Source organism: Streptococcus sp. UBA3373 (genome assembly GCF_002360305.1).
Taxonomy (GTDB): Bacteria; Bacillota; Bacilli; order Lactobacillales; family Streptococcaceae; genus Streptococcus; species Streptococcus alactolyticus.
Map to the genome: position 1 here is coordinate 1 of NZ_DEQF01000047.1, position 16,322 is coordinate 16,322.

Here is a 16,322-nt window from a genome sequence, read left to right on the forward strand (position 1 = left end):
TTTAACTTGTTTTCCACCAGTTTTGATGATTGCATATGTGCTCATCGTGCACCTCCTATAAAATTAGTTACGGGAAATCCCGTTTTGTGAAGACTCGCCTTGCACCGTGAGCTACGCTACTTAATGAAACGGTGTTCGCGCGGTTGCACAGGATGTGCATTTAGTCAACAGTCTCATTTTATCATGATTTATCTCATTAGGCAAGATATATCTCTTGATTTTTTATAGAAAAATTAAGTCAAGTCAAACGAGGTTTTAATGAAGCCTAGCAAAGCTTGCTTGGTCAGGCTATCTGCCTTATGGATATCTAACGACGGATCTGTTGCCATAACTTGGTAGATTTCCTTGCCTTCATGATAATAATAAGCAGTCAGCTGGAAACCATTTTTGGCATAAAACGCCACACGTTTTTGGCGTTGGGCATAATTATCTGCTGACTCATCCAGAGGCTCAATAGCCAAAATGATGGGACGATTGCCTGCTACTTTTTTGATATCTTGTAAAATGGCACTACCATAACCACGTGAGCGAATCTTGGTATTGACCGCTAAAAAGAAAAGGTAAAGCAAATCGTTATTTTGCAGTAGGTAAGCTAGCCCTACAAAAGAGTCGCCGTCATAATAGGCATAACAGTCTGTCAAAGGACGATAGGTATTTAAAATTAGCGGTAAATAAGGTAGGCGCTCCACTTTTGGAAAAGCCGTTTGATAGAGTTGCTTGACTTCTCTGTACTGTCTTGAAAAAAGAGTCACTTTTTGACGTGTTAATCCCATTGTAAATTCACCAATTCATTCGTTTCTGCATAAGCTGTATCCACTTTTTCTTGCATAGTGCTATCCAGCAGATGACGGTATTTGCCTCCCTCGATAAAGTCTTCTAAAACCAGCGTGCGGTAATCAGACAAGGTAAAACCTTCAGAACCAACAACGCCCTTGCTCCAAACCCAAACCATCGTCGGGTGGGCAGACACATTTTTAATGCGTGTTTTCCCTTCTTGTTTTTCAAACGTGACATCCAATAACAGACCACGCTCAGTCCAAATGTCATCCACCGTTTCCAGTCGTTGATTGGAAATGAAATTTCCCATTGAATAGAAAATGATTTTCTTTTCGCCGTCTTTTTCAACCACTTCACAAGGTTCAGGAACGTGTGGGTGCCCACCAAAAATAGCATCTGCACCCCAATCAATCATTTTATGATAAAGTTTCACTTGCTCTTCGGTTGGTTCCAAAGCGTATTCCGTTCCCATTTGCGGCATGACGATGGTTACATCGGCTTTTTTCTCTGCCTCTTGAATCTCCGCTTTTATCTTATCTTCTGACAAATCCGATAGATGCTTTTTGTACTCACTATCTGTCAAGGTCGCTTCCATGCCATTATAACCATAAGAATAGCCTAAAATGGCAATTTTAATTCCATTGACGTCCTTAATCAGAAAATCTTCCTTATCACGATTTTCTTGATAAATGCCAATGCAATCCATACCCAAGTCTTCAAAAATATTGACCGTTTGTAGAGCCCCTGACAAGCCCGAATCCAAAATATGATTATGTGCCAAATCAACAACATCGTATCCTGTTTCTTTCATGGCTAGGGCAATCTCAGCAGGCGCATTAAACAAAGGGTAGCCAGCTAAGGGATAATCTGAACTGATCGTTCCTTCATAATCCCCAATCGCCAAATCAGCACTGGAAATCCAATCGGTCACATATTCAAAAAAGGGCAGAAAATCATAACTACCATCGGCTTGTTCAGCACTTCCATATAAGCCATTGTGAATTAAAATATCCCCATTTGCCATGACACGCGCTGTTTGAACACTATCTGCTGATGCGTCCTTGGGAGCACTGGTCTGTCTTTTTTCAAAAAACAGGCTGTAAATCCCAGAACCCAAAAGACTCAAGACAATAAAAGCAAGACACCATCTTGTTGTTTTTCGATACATCACCACACCTCCATGCCCATTATATCATGATAATGTGATGAAAACCGAAATGTAAAAGAAGAAAAGCTATTGAAAATAGCCTTCCTCCTTACAATAAATCATCAATCATGTCATCAACGTCATCTGAATCAGCTTGAGGGGTGATGGTTGTCACTTTGATGCCAGCAACTGCACGTTCAACCAATTCTTCAACTGCCATGCGTTTTTCGTATTGTTCCACATTTTTGATTTTTGGATTGGTTTTTGGTCTGTCTGGTGCAAAAATGGTACAACAATCCTCAAACGGTTGGATTGAAATGTCGAAAGTATCAATTTTTTGAGCAATATCAATGATTTCCAATTTATCCATTGTCACCACAGGACGAATAATTGGTGTGCACGTTACGGCATTGATAGCTTGCATGCTTTCCAAGGTCTGACTAGCCACTTGCCCAAGGCTTTCCCCGTTGATGATGACTAAGCCACTGCGTTCTTCACGGATACGGTCTGTAATACGCATCATGAAACGACGGGTCAAGGTCATCAAGTAAGCTTCTGGCGCTTTTTCCTTGATTTCTTCTTGAATTTCCGTAAATGGCACTTCGATAAAGGTAATATTGCCACCAAATTTGGTTAATTTTCGTGTTAAATCCTGTGCTTTTTTCAAAGCACCTGGGCTGGTATAAGGTGGGCTAGCAAAGTGTACAGCTTCAATATCAACACCACGTTTCAAGGCTAAGTAACCTGCAACAGGCGAATCAATACCACCTGACAACATAAGCATTCCACGACCTGCCGTTCCAACAGGAAGCCCGCCAGCTCCCTTGATGTTTTCATAAGACAAGTAAGCAGCTTCTTCACGAACTTCTACTTGCAGGTTAATGTCTGGTCCTTTCATCTTAGCTTGGATATTTGGCAAGACGTCAAAAACAGCTGAACCGAGGTATTGATTAAGCTTACGACTATCCATTTCAAAGGTGTGATCGCTGCGTTTGCTAGTAATTTTAAAGGTCAAACCGTCATGGTAAACATCTTGCATCACTTCTTGGACAGCTTGTTTAATGCTTTCCAAGTTTTTCTCAACCTTGTAAGACGGTGAAAAAGCTTGAATTCCAAAGATGTTTTTCAAAGATTCTGCCACAGGCACATAATCCGTACCATTTAGGAAAATGTGGGCACGGTCACGATTGGCTGTGATGGTCACATCAGGGTAGATTGATAGGACGTGCTTGATGTTTTGCTTTAATTTATTGATAAAGCGCATCCGATTTTTACCCTTTGTAGAAAGTTCGCCATATCGAACCATAATTTCTGAATATTCCATTGCTACGTCACGAGAGAAATGCTCTCATTCCTTTCTATAAAATTATCTCACTTTTTGTGTTTTATGGTAAATTTGTTTGAAAATGGTCAAAAATTGCTCGACTTGACTCATATCATTGTCATCATCAAGGCTAATTCTGACAGCTGATTGGGCCAATTTGCTTGGTACGCCCATCGCCACCAAGGTACCTGCTGGGTGCCCTGCTTTAGACGAACAAGCGGATGTGGTTGAAATGTAAATCTCATGTTCTTCAAAAGCGTGAACAATCACTTCCCCACGCACCCCTTTGATGCCAAAGGTTAGGATATTGGGAGCAAAGTCATCGGTTTTTTCAGAAAAGATTACCACATCTGAATAAACAGCCAAAGCGTCATAAATGACAGCTTTCATTTTGGCAATACGTGGTAGAGCCACGGTTTCTTTTTCCAAAGTCAAGCGCAGCGCTTTTGCCGTTGCAGCAATACCAGCCACATTTTCCGTTGTCGAACGAAGGCCATCTTCTTGCCCTCCTCCAGTCAAAAGAGGATTCAAACGTTTCCCAGCTTTTTTGTAAATAAAACCAACGCCACGCACACTGTGGAATTTATGCCCTGAAAAGCTGGCAAAATCCACACGCTCTGTCAAATAATCTGCCACTGGAACTTTGCCAATAGCTTGGACGGCATCCACATGGAAGGTAATACCTGGCTTGTCTGCTAACACATCTGAAATCGCTGCAATGGGCTGAATAGAACCAATTTCATTATTGACCGCCATAACGGAAACCAAGATTGTCTCAGGACGCAACAAGTCCGCTAAAGCCGCCACATCCACAAACCCACGCTCATCAACAGGAGCATAAGAAACATCAAAACCGTGCTGGCTCAACCATTTGGCTGATTCTTTCACAGCTGGGTGCTCAATGTCAGACACAATAATGTGATTGCCTTGGGGCTCTTTTTCAAAGGCGACACCTTTTAATACCCAGTTATCCCCTTCGGTTCCACCAGAGGTAAAGACAATCTCATCGGTGTTGACACCCAGTAAATCCGCTATTTGCTTGCGACTTGCTTCTAAAATACGACTCGATTTTGTCCCCAAGTTATGCAAACTAGAGGGATTTCCAATAATTTTACTCGCTACTTCTTGATAAGTGCGTAAAGCCTCATCGTACGGAATGGTTGTAGCTGCGTTATCAAAATATATCATAGCTTATTCCTTCAAAAAAAATCAATACTATCATTATAACACAGTCTTAAATATGTGGAAAAGATTTCTCTTTAGTTTTCCATAAGACTTTCTTGTTAATATAATAGTGGTGTCTTAGCGATGCTATTGAAAACATGATTAAATGCTGGACATTTAAAAAGAATGTTCTATAATAGAAACATACGTGAAAAGGAGTAAACTATGCCTCAACATTATTCAAGACGTGAACATTTAGAAACGAAAAAAGAAGAAAAGTCTGCTACCCCAACAAAACATATTAAAACGGGATTTTCTGCCCTTCAAAAAACCGTCGCCCTTGTCGGTTCGATACTCAGTATCATCGTGGCTAGCATTACCATCAATAACGCCTTAAATAGTTCATCAAGTTCTAAACCCAATCACAAGTCAACAACCACGACGACCGTTGTGATTAAAGAAAAAGACGATGATGACAGAGATGATAGTAAAACAGATACGTCAGATTATGATAATGACTACTCTGCTCCCGCCGCTGCAAACAATAATACAACCAATAACGCTAAAACATCTGATGCCATTACTAATGGAAACACTAACAGTAGCTACAGTTCAAATACAGATAACACCGCAAGTTCTAGTGCTACTGATACACAACAAAGCACGAGCACACCATCTAGCTCAACCCCAGCTTCTAGCAACACTACTGCAAGCAGTAATGCCGACACAACGACTGGAAACTAATCTCACTTCGTAACATCATACCAATGGAATAAGCAATTATTCCATTTTTCAATCGCTAAAAATACCTATGAACTATACACAAACACTTGATTGGATTCATTCGTTCAAGGCAAATGGGCGCCGTCCTAGCCTTGAACGAATGCGCTATTTACTTACTCTGCTGGATAACCCACAAGACACCTTTCCTGCTATCCATGTTGTTGGAACAAATGGCAAAGGTTCAACAACTAGCTTTTTGCAACACATTTTAACGGCTTCTGGCTACCACACAGGAACCTTCACATCCCCATTTATCACGCGCTTCAATGAACGCATTGCTATTGATGGAAAAGCTATCGATGACCAAGCTTTGGTGGCCGTTGCCAAAGTCATTCGACCGATTGTGGATAGTCCTGATTTTCAACATAAAGTTGGCAGAGTGACTGAATTTGAGTTGGTAACCACCTTGATGTTTTACTATTTTGCAAACATGGCTAACGTGGATATCGCTGTTATTGAAGCTGGCATTGGAGGCACTTATGACTCGACCAATGTTTTCAAGGCGCTAGCTGTCATTTGCCCGTCGATTAGCTTTGACCACCAAGAAACGCTGGGAAATACTCTGACTGAGATTGCGAGTCACAAGGCTGGGGTGCTAAAAACAGGGGTTCCCTTTATTTTTGGGAAAATGGCAGAGCCTGTTGAACAAGTTTTCAAGGAAAAAGCAAAGCAGACCCATTCCCCTATTTATGCTCTGGGACATGATTTTTCAATCGTTTCAAATGGCAGAGCTTTTGATTTCAAGAGTCCAAAGGATAATTTGTCATCTATTCAACTCAAAATGCTTGGCAAGCACCAACAAAGCAATGCTTCTTTGGCAGCCATGACCGCCCTATTGTTGCAACCGTCCTTTTCTGCCATTTCGCTAAAAACAATTAGAGAAGGGCTAGAACAGACTATTTGGGCTGGTCGGTGTGAATGGCTAGGTCCTAATCTCATGCTAGATGGCGCCCACAACGAAGATTCCATTGCGAAATTAGTTGACTTGCTCAAAACGGAATTTGCCGATAAAACTATACACATCTTATTTGCAGGCTTGCGCCGTAAACCTTTGGCACATTTGCTGGAAGAATTGGCTGACTTTGATGTAGCCGTGACCACGTTTGATTTTTATCAAGCACAGGCCTTGGAGGATTACCCAGCGTCATACACCAAGGTTTCCCATTACAAAGACTGGCTGTCACAGGTTAATGACAATCCTGAGGACTTATTTGTAGTGACAGGTTCCCTCTACTTCATCTCCGAGGTTAGAAATCACTTATTGCAAGCATAGGAAAATCTCCCACCTGATTGCTAGGTGGGAGATGCTTTTTTACTGCAAACTTTCTGCAAATTTACGTTTAATGAAATCAGCTGAATAAGCTAATTTTTCCTCTTCTTCTGCTGGCAAGCTTAGGCTGATTTGCTCAATAATACCAGCACGGCCGACAATGGCAGGGTAGCTGAGGTAGGTGTCAAGCGGTTCATAATAATTAGAAACCGGCAATTCTTCGTGACTATCTGAAACAACCGCAAGCGCCAAACGAATGGCTGCGCTGGCAATGCCATAGCTGGTGTATTTTTTGCCATAAAAGACAGTGTGTCCACCAATCATGGCTTCGTGAGCAATCTCGTCCAAAGTTTCCCTGTCAGTGAAGCTTGCAATAGGTTGCCCTTTCACTCGGACTTGACTCCATGCCGTAAATTGAGAATTGCCGTGCTCTCCCAAATTATAACCATAAACACTACGAGCATCAACACCAAAACGTTCGGCCACCGCACGTTTCATTCGCGCCGTATCCAACAAAGTTCCCGTCCCAATGACACGTTCCTTAGGTAGTCCTGAATAGTGTTGGTATAGACTTGTGACCACATCAACAGGATTTGAAATGGCGATAATCACGCCGTTAAAGCCAACTTCTTTGAGGCGTTTCGCTACTTGTGGCACTTCTTTAGCTGTAAATGGCAATTCTGCAAAGCGATCTGCATTTGGATTGTCCTGCAAAGCAATATTTCCCAAGGCTGAAATCACCACATCTGCATCCGCCAAAGCCGCATAGTCATTAACCACGATATTGGCGTGCTGATTGAGATTGGCTGCTGCATCGCGGAAATCCACAGCATCGGCCGTCACCTTTTTCTCATTTGTATCAATCAAAACATAGTCATCAAATGCTCCTTGAGCAATCAAACCGTGAGCAACCGTTGAACCGACATGTCCCATTCCAATAATTCCAACCTTACGCGACATAAAACCTACCTCCTTGTGATATTACTCCACATTATAGCCCTTTCAGCTAAAAAATACGAAAGAAACCTAACAACTCATGTCAGGTTTCTTTTTTTATTTCACTAAATCTTGCAAAGGACCAAAAACAATCTTTTCAATATCTGCTACATAAACAGACAAGGCTTGTTGGGCATCAAGGTAATCTTTCAAAACAGGATTACCCTCAATTTTGGCACCGAGTTCTTGCATTTTGGTTTGCTCATCACCTGTTGGCATTTGCCCAGATTGGATTTTAGCATAAAGGCCTTGTTGGAAATCTGTAAATTCCTTGAACAAGTCTTTAGCTACTGGGTCAGCCTCGATAGCCGCACGACTTTCTTCAGCTTTTTTGTACTCAGGAAGGGCACGAATACCACGTTCCAATTCATTTGCTAAATCATAAACATTTGCCATTAATCTTCTCCTTAATTAATATAAACATTATAATCTGTGTGTTCGCTAATTGCTTGCTTGGCACGTTCTAAATCTTTCCTATTTTTGAAAGAGATTTGCAAAATACCATTGATATCCTCGCGGTTTTTCTCGTTAATATGGATATTCACCAGCGAAATACCTCGAAGCAATTCAAGAATATCCAAAATCACGTCTTCCTTGTCAGGAATATCGACAAAAATATCAAAACTACTTTCCACGCCACCACGCTTGTGAATGGTCATCTGTTGACGTGTGTCACGCGCATGGTAAAAATAATCCCAAATAGCTTGGTCATCACTTTGAACAATCAATTTGGCAACCGCGTCCAAACGGTCTTGAAAATCCGTAATGCGTTCTAGAATGGCTGTTTTATTGCTCAAAAGCACGCTGGTCCACATGGACGGGTCACTTTCTGAAATTCGCGTCATGTCACGAAAACCACCTGCCGCAAATTGATTGGTCATCTCGTGTTCAAGAGCATAATCCCCAGCCTGTTCCATCAGACTAGCTGCCAAAATATGGGGAAAATGGGAGATTTGGCTGGTCACACGATCATGCTCGTCCGCATCAATCCTTATAAATCGTGCATTAAGCCCTGTCAAAAGGTCTTGGATTTCTTCTATCGTTCCTTCTGAGGTTAAGACAGACGGCGTCAAAATGTAATAGGCATTTTCAAACAAGGTCACATCAGCTGCCAAGGGGCCTGATTTGTGTGAACCTGCCATAGGATGCCCACCCACAAAACGAATGGAACGATTAGCGAAGACGGACTCCCCCACAGCGACAATCTCAGATTTGGTTGAACCTGTATCTGTAATAATGACCTGATCCTTCAAATCCAAATCATCCAATTGTTTCAGGATGTCAATCGTGGGTTTTATTGGTGCCGCTATGATAATGATATCACTGATAGGAGCTAAATCTTTCAAGTCTGTCACTAAATCATCGACAATCCCACGTTCCATTGCAATGGTGCGTGATTTTTCTGACGTATCATAGCCAATGACCTGGTAATCAGGGTGGGCACGCTTAATGCCCAAGGCGATTGATCCGCCAATCAAGCCTAGACCGATAATCGAAATGATTTTATTTTCCATCCTTGATTTTTCCCCCATCACACAAGCTATCTCTGTGTTTTTTAGAAATGTTTGACATAATCACGGTGTCTAGCAACCGCATCTTTTAGTTCTTCCAAATTATCTGACGAGAATTTATCTAAAATTTCATCAGCAATAACGGTTGCTACAACAGACTCCATGACAACACCTGCCGCAGGTAGAGCTGTTGGATCTGAACGCTCAACCGTTGCCTTATATGGCTCGTGCGTTTCAATATCCACTGACATCAGTGGCTTGTAAAGCGTTGGAATAGGTTTCATGACACCACGTACAACAATGGGTTGCCCATTGGACATCCCACCTTCAAATCCGCCAAGATTGTTGGTGCGACGTGTGTAGCCTTCTTCTTCATTCCAAAGGATTTCATCCATTACTTGACTACCTTTGAGATAGCCGTCCTTGAAACCTAGCCCAAACTCAACACCCTTGAAGGCATTGATGGATACCACGGCAGCTGCGATTTTCGCATCGAGTTTTTTGTCCCACTGAACATAAGAACCAAGCCCGACAGGAACACCACCAACAACCGTTTCCACGATACCACCAATGGTATCTCCATCTTTTTTGATCTGGTCAATATAATCCTTGATTTCTTGCTCACGTTCTTGATTGACAATAGACACTTCAGATTGGCTAGCCAACTCCTTGATTTGAGCGACGGTCAAACCTTCTGGAACGTCAATTTCTTTTCCGCCAAAAACAACCACGTGATTAGCAATCTCGATATCCAATTCTGCCAAAATACGCTTAGCAACCGCTCCAACAGCAACACGCATCGTGGTTTCACGCGCTGACGAACGTTCCAAGGAATTACGCAAATCATCAAAACGATATTTCATGCCTCCAACAAGGTCAGCGTGCCCTGGACGTGGGTGCGTGATTTTGCGTTTGGTTTTGAGCCTATCCTCGATATCTTCAACCGCCATAATGTCTAACCATTTTTGGTGGTCTTTATTGATGACATGAAGGGTGATTGGCGCGCCAGTTGTTTTTCCGTGACGCACACCAGAAGTGATTTCCACTTTATCCGATTCGATTTTCATGCGTCCGCCACGACCGTAGCCACCTTGGCGACGTTTCAAATCGCCGTTTATATCCTCAGCCGTCAAAGGAAGCCCCGCAGGAACCCCCTCGATAATAGCCGTTAAACGCGGTCCGTGTGATTCACCAGCTGTTAAATATCTCATTTTATTTCTCCAAATACGCTTTCATCTCTTCAAGTGGTATCTGATTGATGGCTGCACGCCCCAATTCAGGAACAATGACTGTCTTAATCATGTGTCCGCGAGCTTTCTTGTCATGTTTTAAAGCATTATAAAGCTCATCAACCTGCCAAGGTTGGTAATCCGTTGGCAAGCCAAATTTTTGGCACATGTTCTCAATAGCTTGGGTAATGCCTTGTGGCATCAAGCCTTTTTTCTCAGCCACACGAGAGATTTGTACCATACCAATCGCGACTGCTTCACCGTGCATGACTTTGCCATAACCAGCGGTTGCTTCAATCGCATGACCAATGGTATGACCAAAATTAAGGTAAAGGCGGACACCATTATCTAACTCATCCTCAACAACAACCTTGCGTTTCACATTACAAGAACGGTAGATAATGCTTTCAGCATGGGCCAAAATGCTCTCAGGCGAACCATCCATTGCAGACAGTTCTTCCCAAAGTTCCACATCATCAATCAATCCGTACTTGATAACCTCTCCCATACCTTCGATAAGTTCACGTTTTCCGAGGGTTTGGAGAGTTTCAGGATCAATTAAAACCCCATCAGGTTGGGTGAATGTCCCGACCATATTTTTCGCACAAGATGTGTTGACGCCTGTCTTGCCACCAATAGATGAATCCACTTGAGCTGTCAAACTCGTTGGTATTTGCAAGAAATGAATTCCACGCATATAAGTTGACGCGACAAAACCAGCCAAATCACCAACAACACCGCCACCTAGAGCAACGATGCCATCACTGCGAGTCATCTCGTGTTTAACAAGAAATTCATAAGCCTTATTGACTGTCTTAAGATTTTTAGACGCTTCACCTTCTAAAAAATCAAAGACAATAGCTTCAAAACCAGCATTTTCAAGGCTTAATTTAACTGTTTCAGCATATAAACTGCCCACACGATTGTCCGTGATAATAGCAATTTTTTGTGGTTGCCACAATGTCGCCACCCAATCACCCGCTTTTGCTAGGGCACCCTTTTCAATCACAATATCGTAAGGGGTTGGAAGATTAACATTTAGTTTCATACGCGTCACCTACCTGTTATTCTTATTTTGTATTGTATTTTTCTTCAAGCGCTGACCAAATTTCAGCAGTTGGCATGGTTTCTCTCGTCCAACATTCAAAGGCTTCAGCTGCTTGGAACAAAAGCATACCCAAACCATTTAACGCTGTTAATCCTTGACGGCGTGCCAAGGCTAAAAATGGCGTTTCAAAAGGTTGGTAAATGGTATCTGCTACCAGAATACCTTCTGGGAAGGTAAAATCTTCTGCGATAAGCATTGATATGCCGTCCATTCCCACGCTTGTCGCGTTCACAAATAATTGCGATGCCAAAACCTTCTCTTGAATCAAAGAAACATCCTCAACAGGGTAAACGTCAATAGATACGCCCGTTTTATCTGCTAATTCTTGTGCTTTTTGACGTGTTGCTTCTAAAAAAGCTGTTTGGTTGAAAATGTTAATGTGACGAGCGCCATTAAGTGCGGCTTGTGCAATAAGCGCCGTTGCTGCCCCGCCACCTCCAAGGATGGTCATAGTCTTATCTTTGACATCAAAATCAGCAAAAGTCGCTAAACTTCTAAAGAAGCCAATGCCATCAGTGTTGTGCCCAATCAATTTACCGTCACGATGAATAACCGTATTAACCGCACCAATCAATTGTGCCGAGTCTGTCAATTCATCCATGTAAGGAATGACTTTTTGTTTGTAGGGCATGGAAATATTGACACCAAACATATCGTAGCGTTTGACATTTTCCAAGGTTACTTTGAGGTCTGCTTCTGGAATATCCCAAGCCACATACACCCCATTGACACCTGTCTTATCAAAGGCATAATTATGGATAAATGGTGAAATAGAGTGCTTAATTGGAGTTGCAACCACCGCTGCTAACCGCGTGTGTCCATCAATTTTCATTAAGTACCTCCCTGATATGTCGCAAATCTTGTAAGGCGATTTGTCCTGGTGCGCTAGCTTGGTCTAGGCAAGCAAAAGACCAAGATGACCCAAAAACATCCACCGCAAGACGTGACGAACGGCCGAGTTTGCCCATTGACATGGTGGCATACTCTTGCTCTGGGTTTAAGGTTTTAAACCCACGAGTGTAATTCATCAAATCCAAAACATCTTGTTCACTGTTTGGCATCACGGCAATCTTAACCACGCGCGGTGCCAAAGCTGTCAACTCAGAAAACGAAGCCATAAGATTTTCAGGTGTTTCTTCAAAATTATGGTAAGACAAAACCAGATTTGAAAACTCTAACATTTCCTGAAAAGCTGCTTTATGTGAGAAATACTCAAAGTCAATGTAATCTGGATGATAAATGGCATTAATGTCTTTTAACAAGGCAACATAGTCCTCATCAGATATTTGCATCTGACCGCCTTCTTTATCGGTACGAATCGTAAAAAGAATTTCTCTGCCTGCAAAGGTTTCAAAGATAGCTGGGGCAACGGTCATAATGTCGTCTTTTTTCAAAACATCCGCACGCCATTCGATAATATCAGCTCCTTCAAATTTTGAAGCGTCAATATTCTGGGCCTCTTCTAAACTTTTAGGCATTATAGGTACTACTATTTTCATTTTTTAACCCTTATTGTAAATACTTTCAAATAATTGCTAACAGCGTCTGCCTCGTTGACTGTGAAATCACTTGGCAATTGTTGTAAGCGGAGGTAGTCATGCTTAACAGAAGCAAAGCCCTTTTCCAATTGCTTTTTGAACTGTGCTACTGAGACATTTGACGCATTGGTAGAGGCAATAATGACGCCGTTATCTGCTAGAATATCTAAAGCTTGACTAATAAGTCGATGATAATCTTTAGCGACCGAAAAAGTGTGCTTTTTATTACGGGCAAAACTTGGTGGGTCGATAACAATAACATCAAAGGTCAAGTGCTTACGTTTAGCGTATTTGAAATACTCAAAAACATCCATGACCACAAAATGGTGAGCTGCTAAATCCAATCCATTGCTCTCAAAATGCGCTTTTGAGAGTTCACGAGAACGTTTGGCCAAATCCACAGACGTGGTTTCAACAGCACCACCCATGGCTGCCGCAACGGAAAAAGCTGCTGTGTAAGAAAACATATTTAAGACACGTTTTCCCAAACCCAGCTCGTTAATCAAGGCATTGCGAACATCATGTTGGTCCAAAAAGATACCTGTCATCAAACCGTCATTCATGAAAACACTGTACTTAACCCCATTTTCCAAAATAGTAAAATGGCTTGGTGCTTCTTGGCCGTAAAGGTGAGCTGATTCATAATTCAACCCTTTGAATCGAATTTTCTCATAACCGCCCTTGATTTCAGGATAAGCTTGTTGAAAAGCCTTCACAATCGTGTCACGGTGTTGGTAAACAAAGGGGTTGTACCATGAGAATACAGCAAAATCAGCATAACGATCAACCGTTATACCACCAAAATTATCTCCATCTTGGTTAAATAGCCGATAAGATGTCGTAAAATCAGAATTTTCAAACGGTTGACGCCGTTCTTTGGCTATTCGAAACAGATTAAAAAAATAAGCTTCCGTTAGTGTTACTTTTTTAGGGCTCAAGAACCAACCACGCCCCTTATTTTGTCGAGAAAGATAAGCTGTCCCTAAAAACTGGTGCGATTGATTATAAAGCCCCACCAACTGGTCATCGCCTTTAGCCTGATAACAATCTTTATCATCTAAAAGCTGAACCCCACGTTTTATTTTTTTTTCTGTAGAAGAGCCTACATATAGTTTATTCATAAGACTTATTATATCAAAATTTTGTGCGTTTTCCTACTATTTTTTGCATTTCTTCTGGCTCCCTAAAACAAATTTATGTTATAATCTTAACTGAGATTTTGTCTTTAGGAAAAATAAAAAAAGGAAGTTCCTACAGTGAAAAAATTGAAACAGGTTATCTCACACGTGTTGAGTACACGTTTGGGATTCATTTTAACACTTTTATTGCTTTATTGGCTAAAAACCATGTGGGCTTATCATATTGATTTTACCCTTGATTTAGGAAATTTCTATCAAGTTATCCTATCCATTTTAAATCCCATCCCATTTGGTTTGTTCTTATTAGGGTTAAGCCTTTATATCAAACGAACCCGAACCTTTTATATTGTGAGTTGGATTACTTACACGATTTTAAATATCCTACTCATTTCTAATGTCATTTATTTCCGTGAATTCTCTGACTTTATTACCGTCAGTGCCATGCTAGCAAGTAGCAAGGTGTCGGCTGGTCTAGGGGATTCTGCTATTAACTTACTGCGTGTCTGGGATATTGTTTATATTCTAGATTATATTATTCTTATTACGCTTTTTGCGACGAAGAAAATCAGCATGGACCCGCGTCCATTTAACAAGAGAGCAAGTTTTGCGATTACAGCACTTTCAGGGTTGCTCTTTTCAATTAACCTCTTTATGGCAGAAATTGACCGTCCTGAGTTGCTCACACGTGGTTTTTCAAACGTTTATGTCGTTCGAGCCTTAGGTTTGCCATCGTTCACCGTTTATAGTGCCAATCAAACCTACCGTGCTGAAAAAGAACGAAGCGAAGCTACTGCTGATGATTTGGTCAAGGTAGAAGATTATGTCAAAGAGCATTACGCCGCTCCCGATCCTAAATACTTTGGTATCGCCAAAGGCAAGAATGTTATCGTGCTGCATTTGGAAAGTTTCCAACAATTTCTGATTGACTACAAGTTAGATGTTGATGGGCAATCCTACGAAGTCACACCATTTTTAAACTCGCTTTACCATTCAAAATCAACCATTTCATTTGCTAATTTCTTTAACCAAGTTAAGGCTGGTAAAACATCCGATGCCGAAACGTTGATGGAAACCTCACTCTTTGGACTGAGCAGCGGTTCTTACATGGTTAACTACGGTGGTGACAATACCGCTTATGCCGCTCCATCTATCTTGGCACAAACTGGCGGATACACCAGCGCCGTATTCCACGGAAACGTCGGTTCTTTCTGGAATCGTAACAACGCTTATAAACAATGGGGTTACAATTATTTCTTTGATTCTTCTTATTTCCAAGAACAAACCGATAAAAACTCCTTCCAATACGGTCTAAATGATAAGTATATGTTTGCAGACTCAATCAAATACCTTGAGCATATGCAACAACCATTCTATACGAAATTCATTACCGTAAGTAACCATTATCCTTATACTAGCTTAAATGGCGAATCTGACGAAGAAGGTTTCCCACTCGCTAAAACCGATGACGAAACCATTAACGGCTACTTCGCCACTGCCAACTACCTTGATGCTTCTGTTGAAGCCTTCTTCAATTACTTAAAAGCATCTGGTTTATATGATAATACTATCGTTGTTCTTTACGGAGACCACTACGGTATCTCTAATTCACGTAATCCAAGCTTAGCACCATTGCTTGGCAAGGATTCAGAAACGTGGACCGAATACGACAATGCCATGTTGCAACGTGTTCCGTTCATGATTCATATTCCTGGCTATACTGATGGTTTCATTAGTGATACTTATGGCGGTGAAGTTGATGCTTTACCAACACTTCTTCACTTGCTTGGTGTTGATACCAGCCACTTTGTTGAACTTGGACAAGATTTGCTCTCACCTGAGAACAATCAAATCGTTGCTCTTAGAACATCTGGTTACTACATCACACCAACCTATACTAGCTACGGTGGACACCTTTATTACACCACAACTGGCGAAGAAATCACTAACCCTGATGAAAATACCGTCGAAGCCACGAAGAAAATTCGTGATGCGGCAGCTGAGCAATTAGCTATCAGCGACGAGATTCAAACAGGTGACCTGTTACGTTTTGATAAAGACACTGGTCTTAAAACAGTTGATGCGTCATCAATTTCATATACACATTCGCTTAAAGATTTGAAAGCTATTGAGAAAAAACTGGGCGACGATTCAACCAGTCTATATAGCCAAAACGGCAACAAATCAACAGCAGACTTGTTCAAAGCGCCTAGCTACATGCAACTTCACGAAAGCTCAACTAGCACAACAAGTTCTGAATCATCATCAACAAAAGCCTCGTCATCAGAATGATACCACACCAAAAAGCTCTTACTCCTATTTAGGAGTAAGAGCTTTTT

15 protein-coding genes and 1 other annotated feature are annotated in these 16,322 nt (G+C 41.6%); of the genes, 3 read left to right on the forward strand and 12 right to left on the reverse strand.

Annotation, left to right across the window (positions count from 1 at the left end; all coding sequences use genetic code 11):
• Window positions 1-80 precede the first annotated feature (80 nt).
• Window positions 81-155, reverse strand: a sequence feature (ribosomal protein L21 leader region).
• A 78-nt stretch (window positions 156-233) separates the two neighbouring features.
• The 4 genes from B3R79_RS06005 to B3R79_RS06020 all read right to left on the reverse strand — a co-directional run bounded on the left by B3R79_RS06005 (window position 234) and on the right by B3R79_RS06020 (window position 4,436).
• Window positions 234-773, reverse strand: a complete 540-nt coding sequence (locus tag B3R79_RS06005; protein WP_168260616.1) for a GNAT family N-acetyltransferase — start codon at window positions 771-773, stop codon at window positions 234-236.
• A complete protein-coding gene (locus B3R79_RS06010) occupies window positions 764-1,945 on the reverse strand; it encodes a CapA family protein (protein ID WP_293695602.1) in 1,182 nt (393 codons plus the stop codon). Before B3R79_RS06010 ends, B3R79_RS06005 begins: the two co-directional genes overlap by 10 nt.
• A gap of 88 nt (window positions 1,946-2,033) precedes the next feature.
• A complete protein-coding gene (thiI, locus tag B3R79_RS06015; protein WP_154455128.1) occupies window positions 2,034-3,248 on the reverse strand; it encodes a tRNA uracil 4-sulfurtransferase ThiI in 1,215 nt (404 codons plus the stop codon).
• A gap of 42 nt (window positions 3,249-3,290) precedes the next feature.
• Window positions 3,291-4,436, reverse strand: a complete 1,146-nt coding sequence (locus B3R79_RS06020; protein ID WP_154455129.1) for a cysteine desulfurase family protein — start codon at window positions 4,434-4,436, stop codon at window positions 3,291-3,293.
• 201 nt (window positions 4,437-4,637) lie between these two features.
• Between B3R79_RS06020 and B3R79_RS06025 the strand changes: the two genes are divergently transcribed.
• Window positions 4,638-5,156, forward strand: coding sequence for a DUF6556 family protein (locus B3R79_RS06025; RefSeq protein WP_204984868.1), 519 nt, complete (start codon window positions 4,638-4,640; stop codon window positions 5,154-5,156).
• Window positions 5,157-5,223: 67 nt separating this feature from the next.
• Window positions 5,224-6,468 carry a bifunctional folylpolyglutamate synthase/dihydrofolate synthase gene (locus tag B3R79_RS06030; protein WP_293695608.1) on the forward strand — a complete coding sequence of 415 codons (1,245 nt, stop codon included), beginning with the start codon at window positions 5,224-5,226 and terminating at the stop codon, window positions 6,466-6,468.
• Window positions 6,469-6,507: 39 nt separating this feature from the next.
• Here B3R79_RS06030 and B3R79_RS06035 read toward each other — a convergent pair whose 3' ends face one another.
• The 8 genes from B3R79_RS06035 to B3R79_RS06070 form a co-directional block, all read right to left on the reverse strand.
• Window positions 6,508-7,425 carry an L-lactate dehydrogenase gene (locus B3R79_RS06035; protein ID WP_154455132.1) on the reverse strand — a complete coding sequence of 306 codons (918 nt, stop codon included), beginning with the start codon at window positions 7,423-7,425 and terminating at the stop codon, window positions 6,508-6,510.
• Between the two features lie 93 nt (window positions 7,426-7,518).
• Window positions 7,519-7,857, reverse strand: coding sequence for a YlbF/YmcA family competence regulator (locus tag B3R79_RS06040; RefSeq protein WP_168260612.1), 339 nt, complete (start codon window positions 7,855-7,857; stop codon window positions 7,519-7,521).
• 11 nt (window positions 7,858-7,868) lie between these two features.
• Window positions 7,869-8,975: a prephenate dehydrogenase gene (locus B3R79_RS06045; protein ID WP_154455134.1), complete on the reverse strand. Its 1,107-nt coding sequence runs from the start codon at window positions 8,973-8,975 to the stop codon at window positions 7,869-7,871.
• Between the two features lie 41 nt (window positions 8,976-9,016).
• Entirely contained in the window at window positions 9,017-10,183 is a 1,167-nt protein-coding gene (gene aroC, locus B3R79_RS06050) for a chorismate synthase (RefSeq protein ID WP_204984870.1), read from the reverse strand.
• A 1-nt stretch (window position 10,184) separates the two neighbouring features.
• On the reverse strand, window positions 10,185-11,249 hold the full coding sequence (gene aroB / locus B3R79_RS06055) for a 3-dehydroquinate synthase (RefSeq protein ID WP_293695613.1): 1,065 nt from the start codon (window positions 11,247-11,249) through the stop codon (window positions 10,185-10,187).
• Between the two features lie 22 nt (window positions 11,250-11,271).
• Entirely contained in the window at window positions 11,272-12,141 is an 870-nt protein-coding gene (locus B3R79_RS06060) for a shikimate dehydrogenase (protein ID WP_154455137.1), read from the reverse strand.
• Entirely contained in the window at window positions 12,131-12,808 is a 678-nt protein-coding gene (gene aroD / locus B3R79_RS06065; RefSeq protein ID WP_168260609.1) for a type I 3-dehydroquinate dehydratase, read from the reverse strand. Before aroD ends, B3R79_RS06060 begins: the two co-directional genes overlap by 11 nt.
• Window positions 12,805-13,968, reverse strand: a complete 1,164-nt coding sequence (locus B3R79_RS06070; protein WP_168260608.1) for a class I SAM-dependent rRNA methyltransferase — start codon at window positions 13,966-13,968, stop codon at window positions 12,805-12,807. Before B3R79_RS06070 ends, aroD begins: the two co-directional genes overlap by 4 nt.
• A 135-nt stretch (window positions 13,969-14,103) precedes the next feature.
• Here B3R79_RS06070 and B3R79_RS06075 point away from each other — a divergent pair, with 135 nt between their 5' ends.
• Window positions 14,104-16,275, forward strand: coding sequence for an LTA synthase family protein (locus tag B3R79_RS06075; RefSeq protein WP_293695636.1), 2,172 nt, complete (start codon window positions 14,104-14,106; stop codon window positions 16,273-16,275).
• The last annotated feature ends 47 nt before the right edge of the window (window positions 16,276-16,322 follow it).

What these genes read in the sequence shown, in the direction of transcription:
- aroC (WP_204984870.1), bottom strand. Translation starts at nt 10,183, where the DNA reads ATGAGATATTTAACAGCTGGTGAATCACACGGACCGCGTTTAACGGCT.
- aroD (WP_168260609.1), bottom strand. Translation starts at nt 12,808, where the DNA reads ATGAAAATAGTAGTACCTATAATGCCTAAAAGTTTAGAAGAGGCCCAG.
- B3R79_RS06020 (WP_154455129.1), bottom strand. Translation starts at nt 4,436, where the DNA reads ATGATATATTTTGATAACGCAGCTACAACCATTCCGTACGATGAGGCT.
- thiI (WP_154455128.1), bottom strand. Translation starts at nt 3,248, where the DNA reads ATGGAATATTCAGAAATTATGGTTCGATATGGCGAACTTTCTACAAAG.
- B3R79_RS06060 (WP_154455137.1), bottom strand. Translation starts at nt 12,141, where the DNA reads ATGAAAATTGATGGACACACGCGGTTAGCAGCGGTGGTTGCAACTCCA.
- B3R79_RS06025 (WP_204984868.1), top strand. Translation starts at nt 4,638, where the DNA reads ATGCCTCAACATTATTCAAGACGTGAACATTTAGAAACGAAAAAAGAA.
- B3R79_RS06070 (WP_168260608.1), bottom strand. Translation starts at nt 13,968, where the DNA reads ATGAATAAACTATATGTAGGCTCTTCTACAGAAAAAAAAATAAAACGT.
- B3R79_RS06035 (WP_154455132.1), bottom strand. Translation starts at nt 7,425, where the DNA reads ATGTCGCGTAAGGTTGGAATTATTGGAATGGGACATGTCGGTTCAACG.
- B3R79_RS06045 (WP_154455134.1), bottom strand. Translation starts at nt 8,975, where the DNA reads ATGGAAAATAAAATCATTTCGATTATCGGTCTAGGCTTGATTGGCGGA.
- B3R79_RS06010 (WP_293695602.1), bottom strand. Translation starts at nt 1,945, where the DNA reads ATGTATCGAAAAACAACAAGATGGTGTCTTGCTTTTATTGTCTTGAGT.
- aroB (WP_293695613.1), bottom strand. Translation starts at nt 11,249, where the DNA reads ATGAAACTAAATGTTAATCTTCCAACCCCTTACGATATTGTGATTGAA.
- B3R79_RS06030 (WP_293695608.1), top strand. Translation starts at nt 5,224, where the DNA reads ATGAACTATACACAAACACTTGATTGGATTCATTCGTTCAAGGCAAAT.
- B3R79_RS06040 (WP_168260612.1), bottom strand. Translation starts at nt 7,857, where the DNA reads ATGGCAAATGTTTATGATTTAGCAAATGAATTGGAACGTGGTATTCGT.
- B3R79_RS06005 (WP_168260616.1), bottom strand. Translation starts at nt 773, where the DNA reads ATGGGATTAACACGTCAAAAAGTGACTCTTTTTTCAAGACAGTACAGA.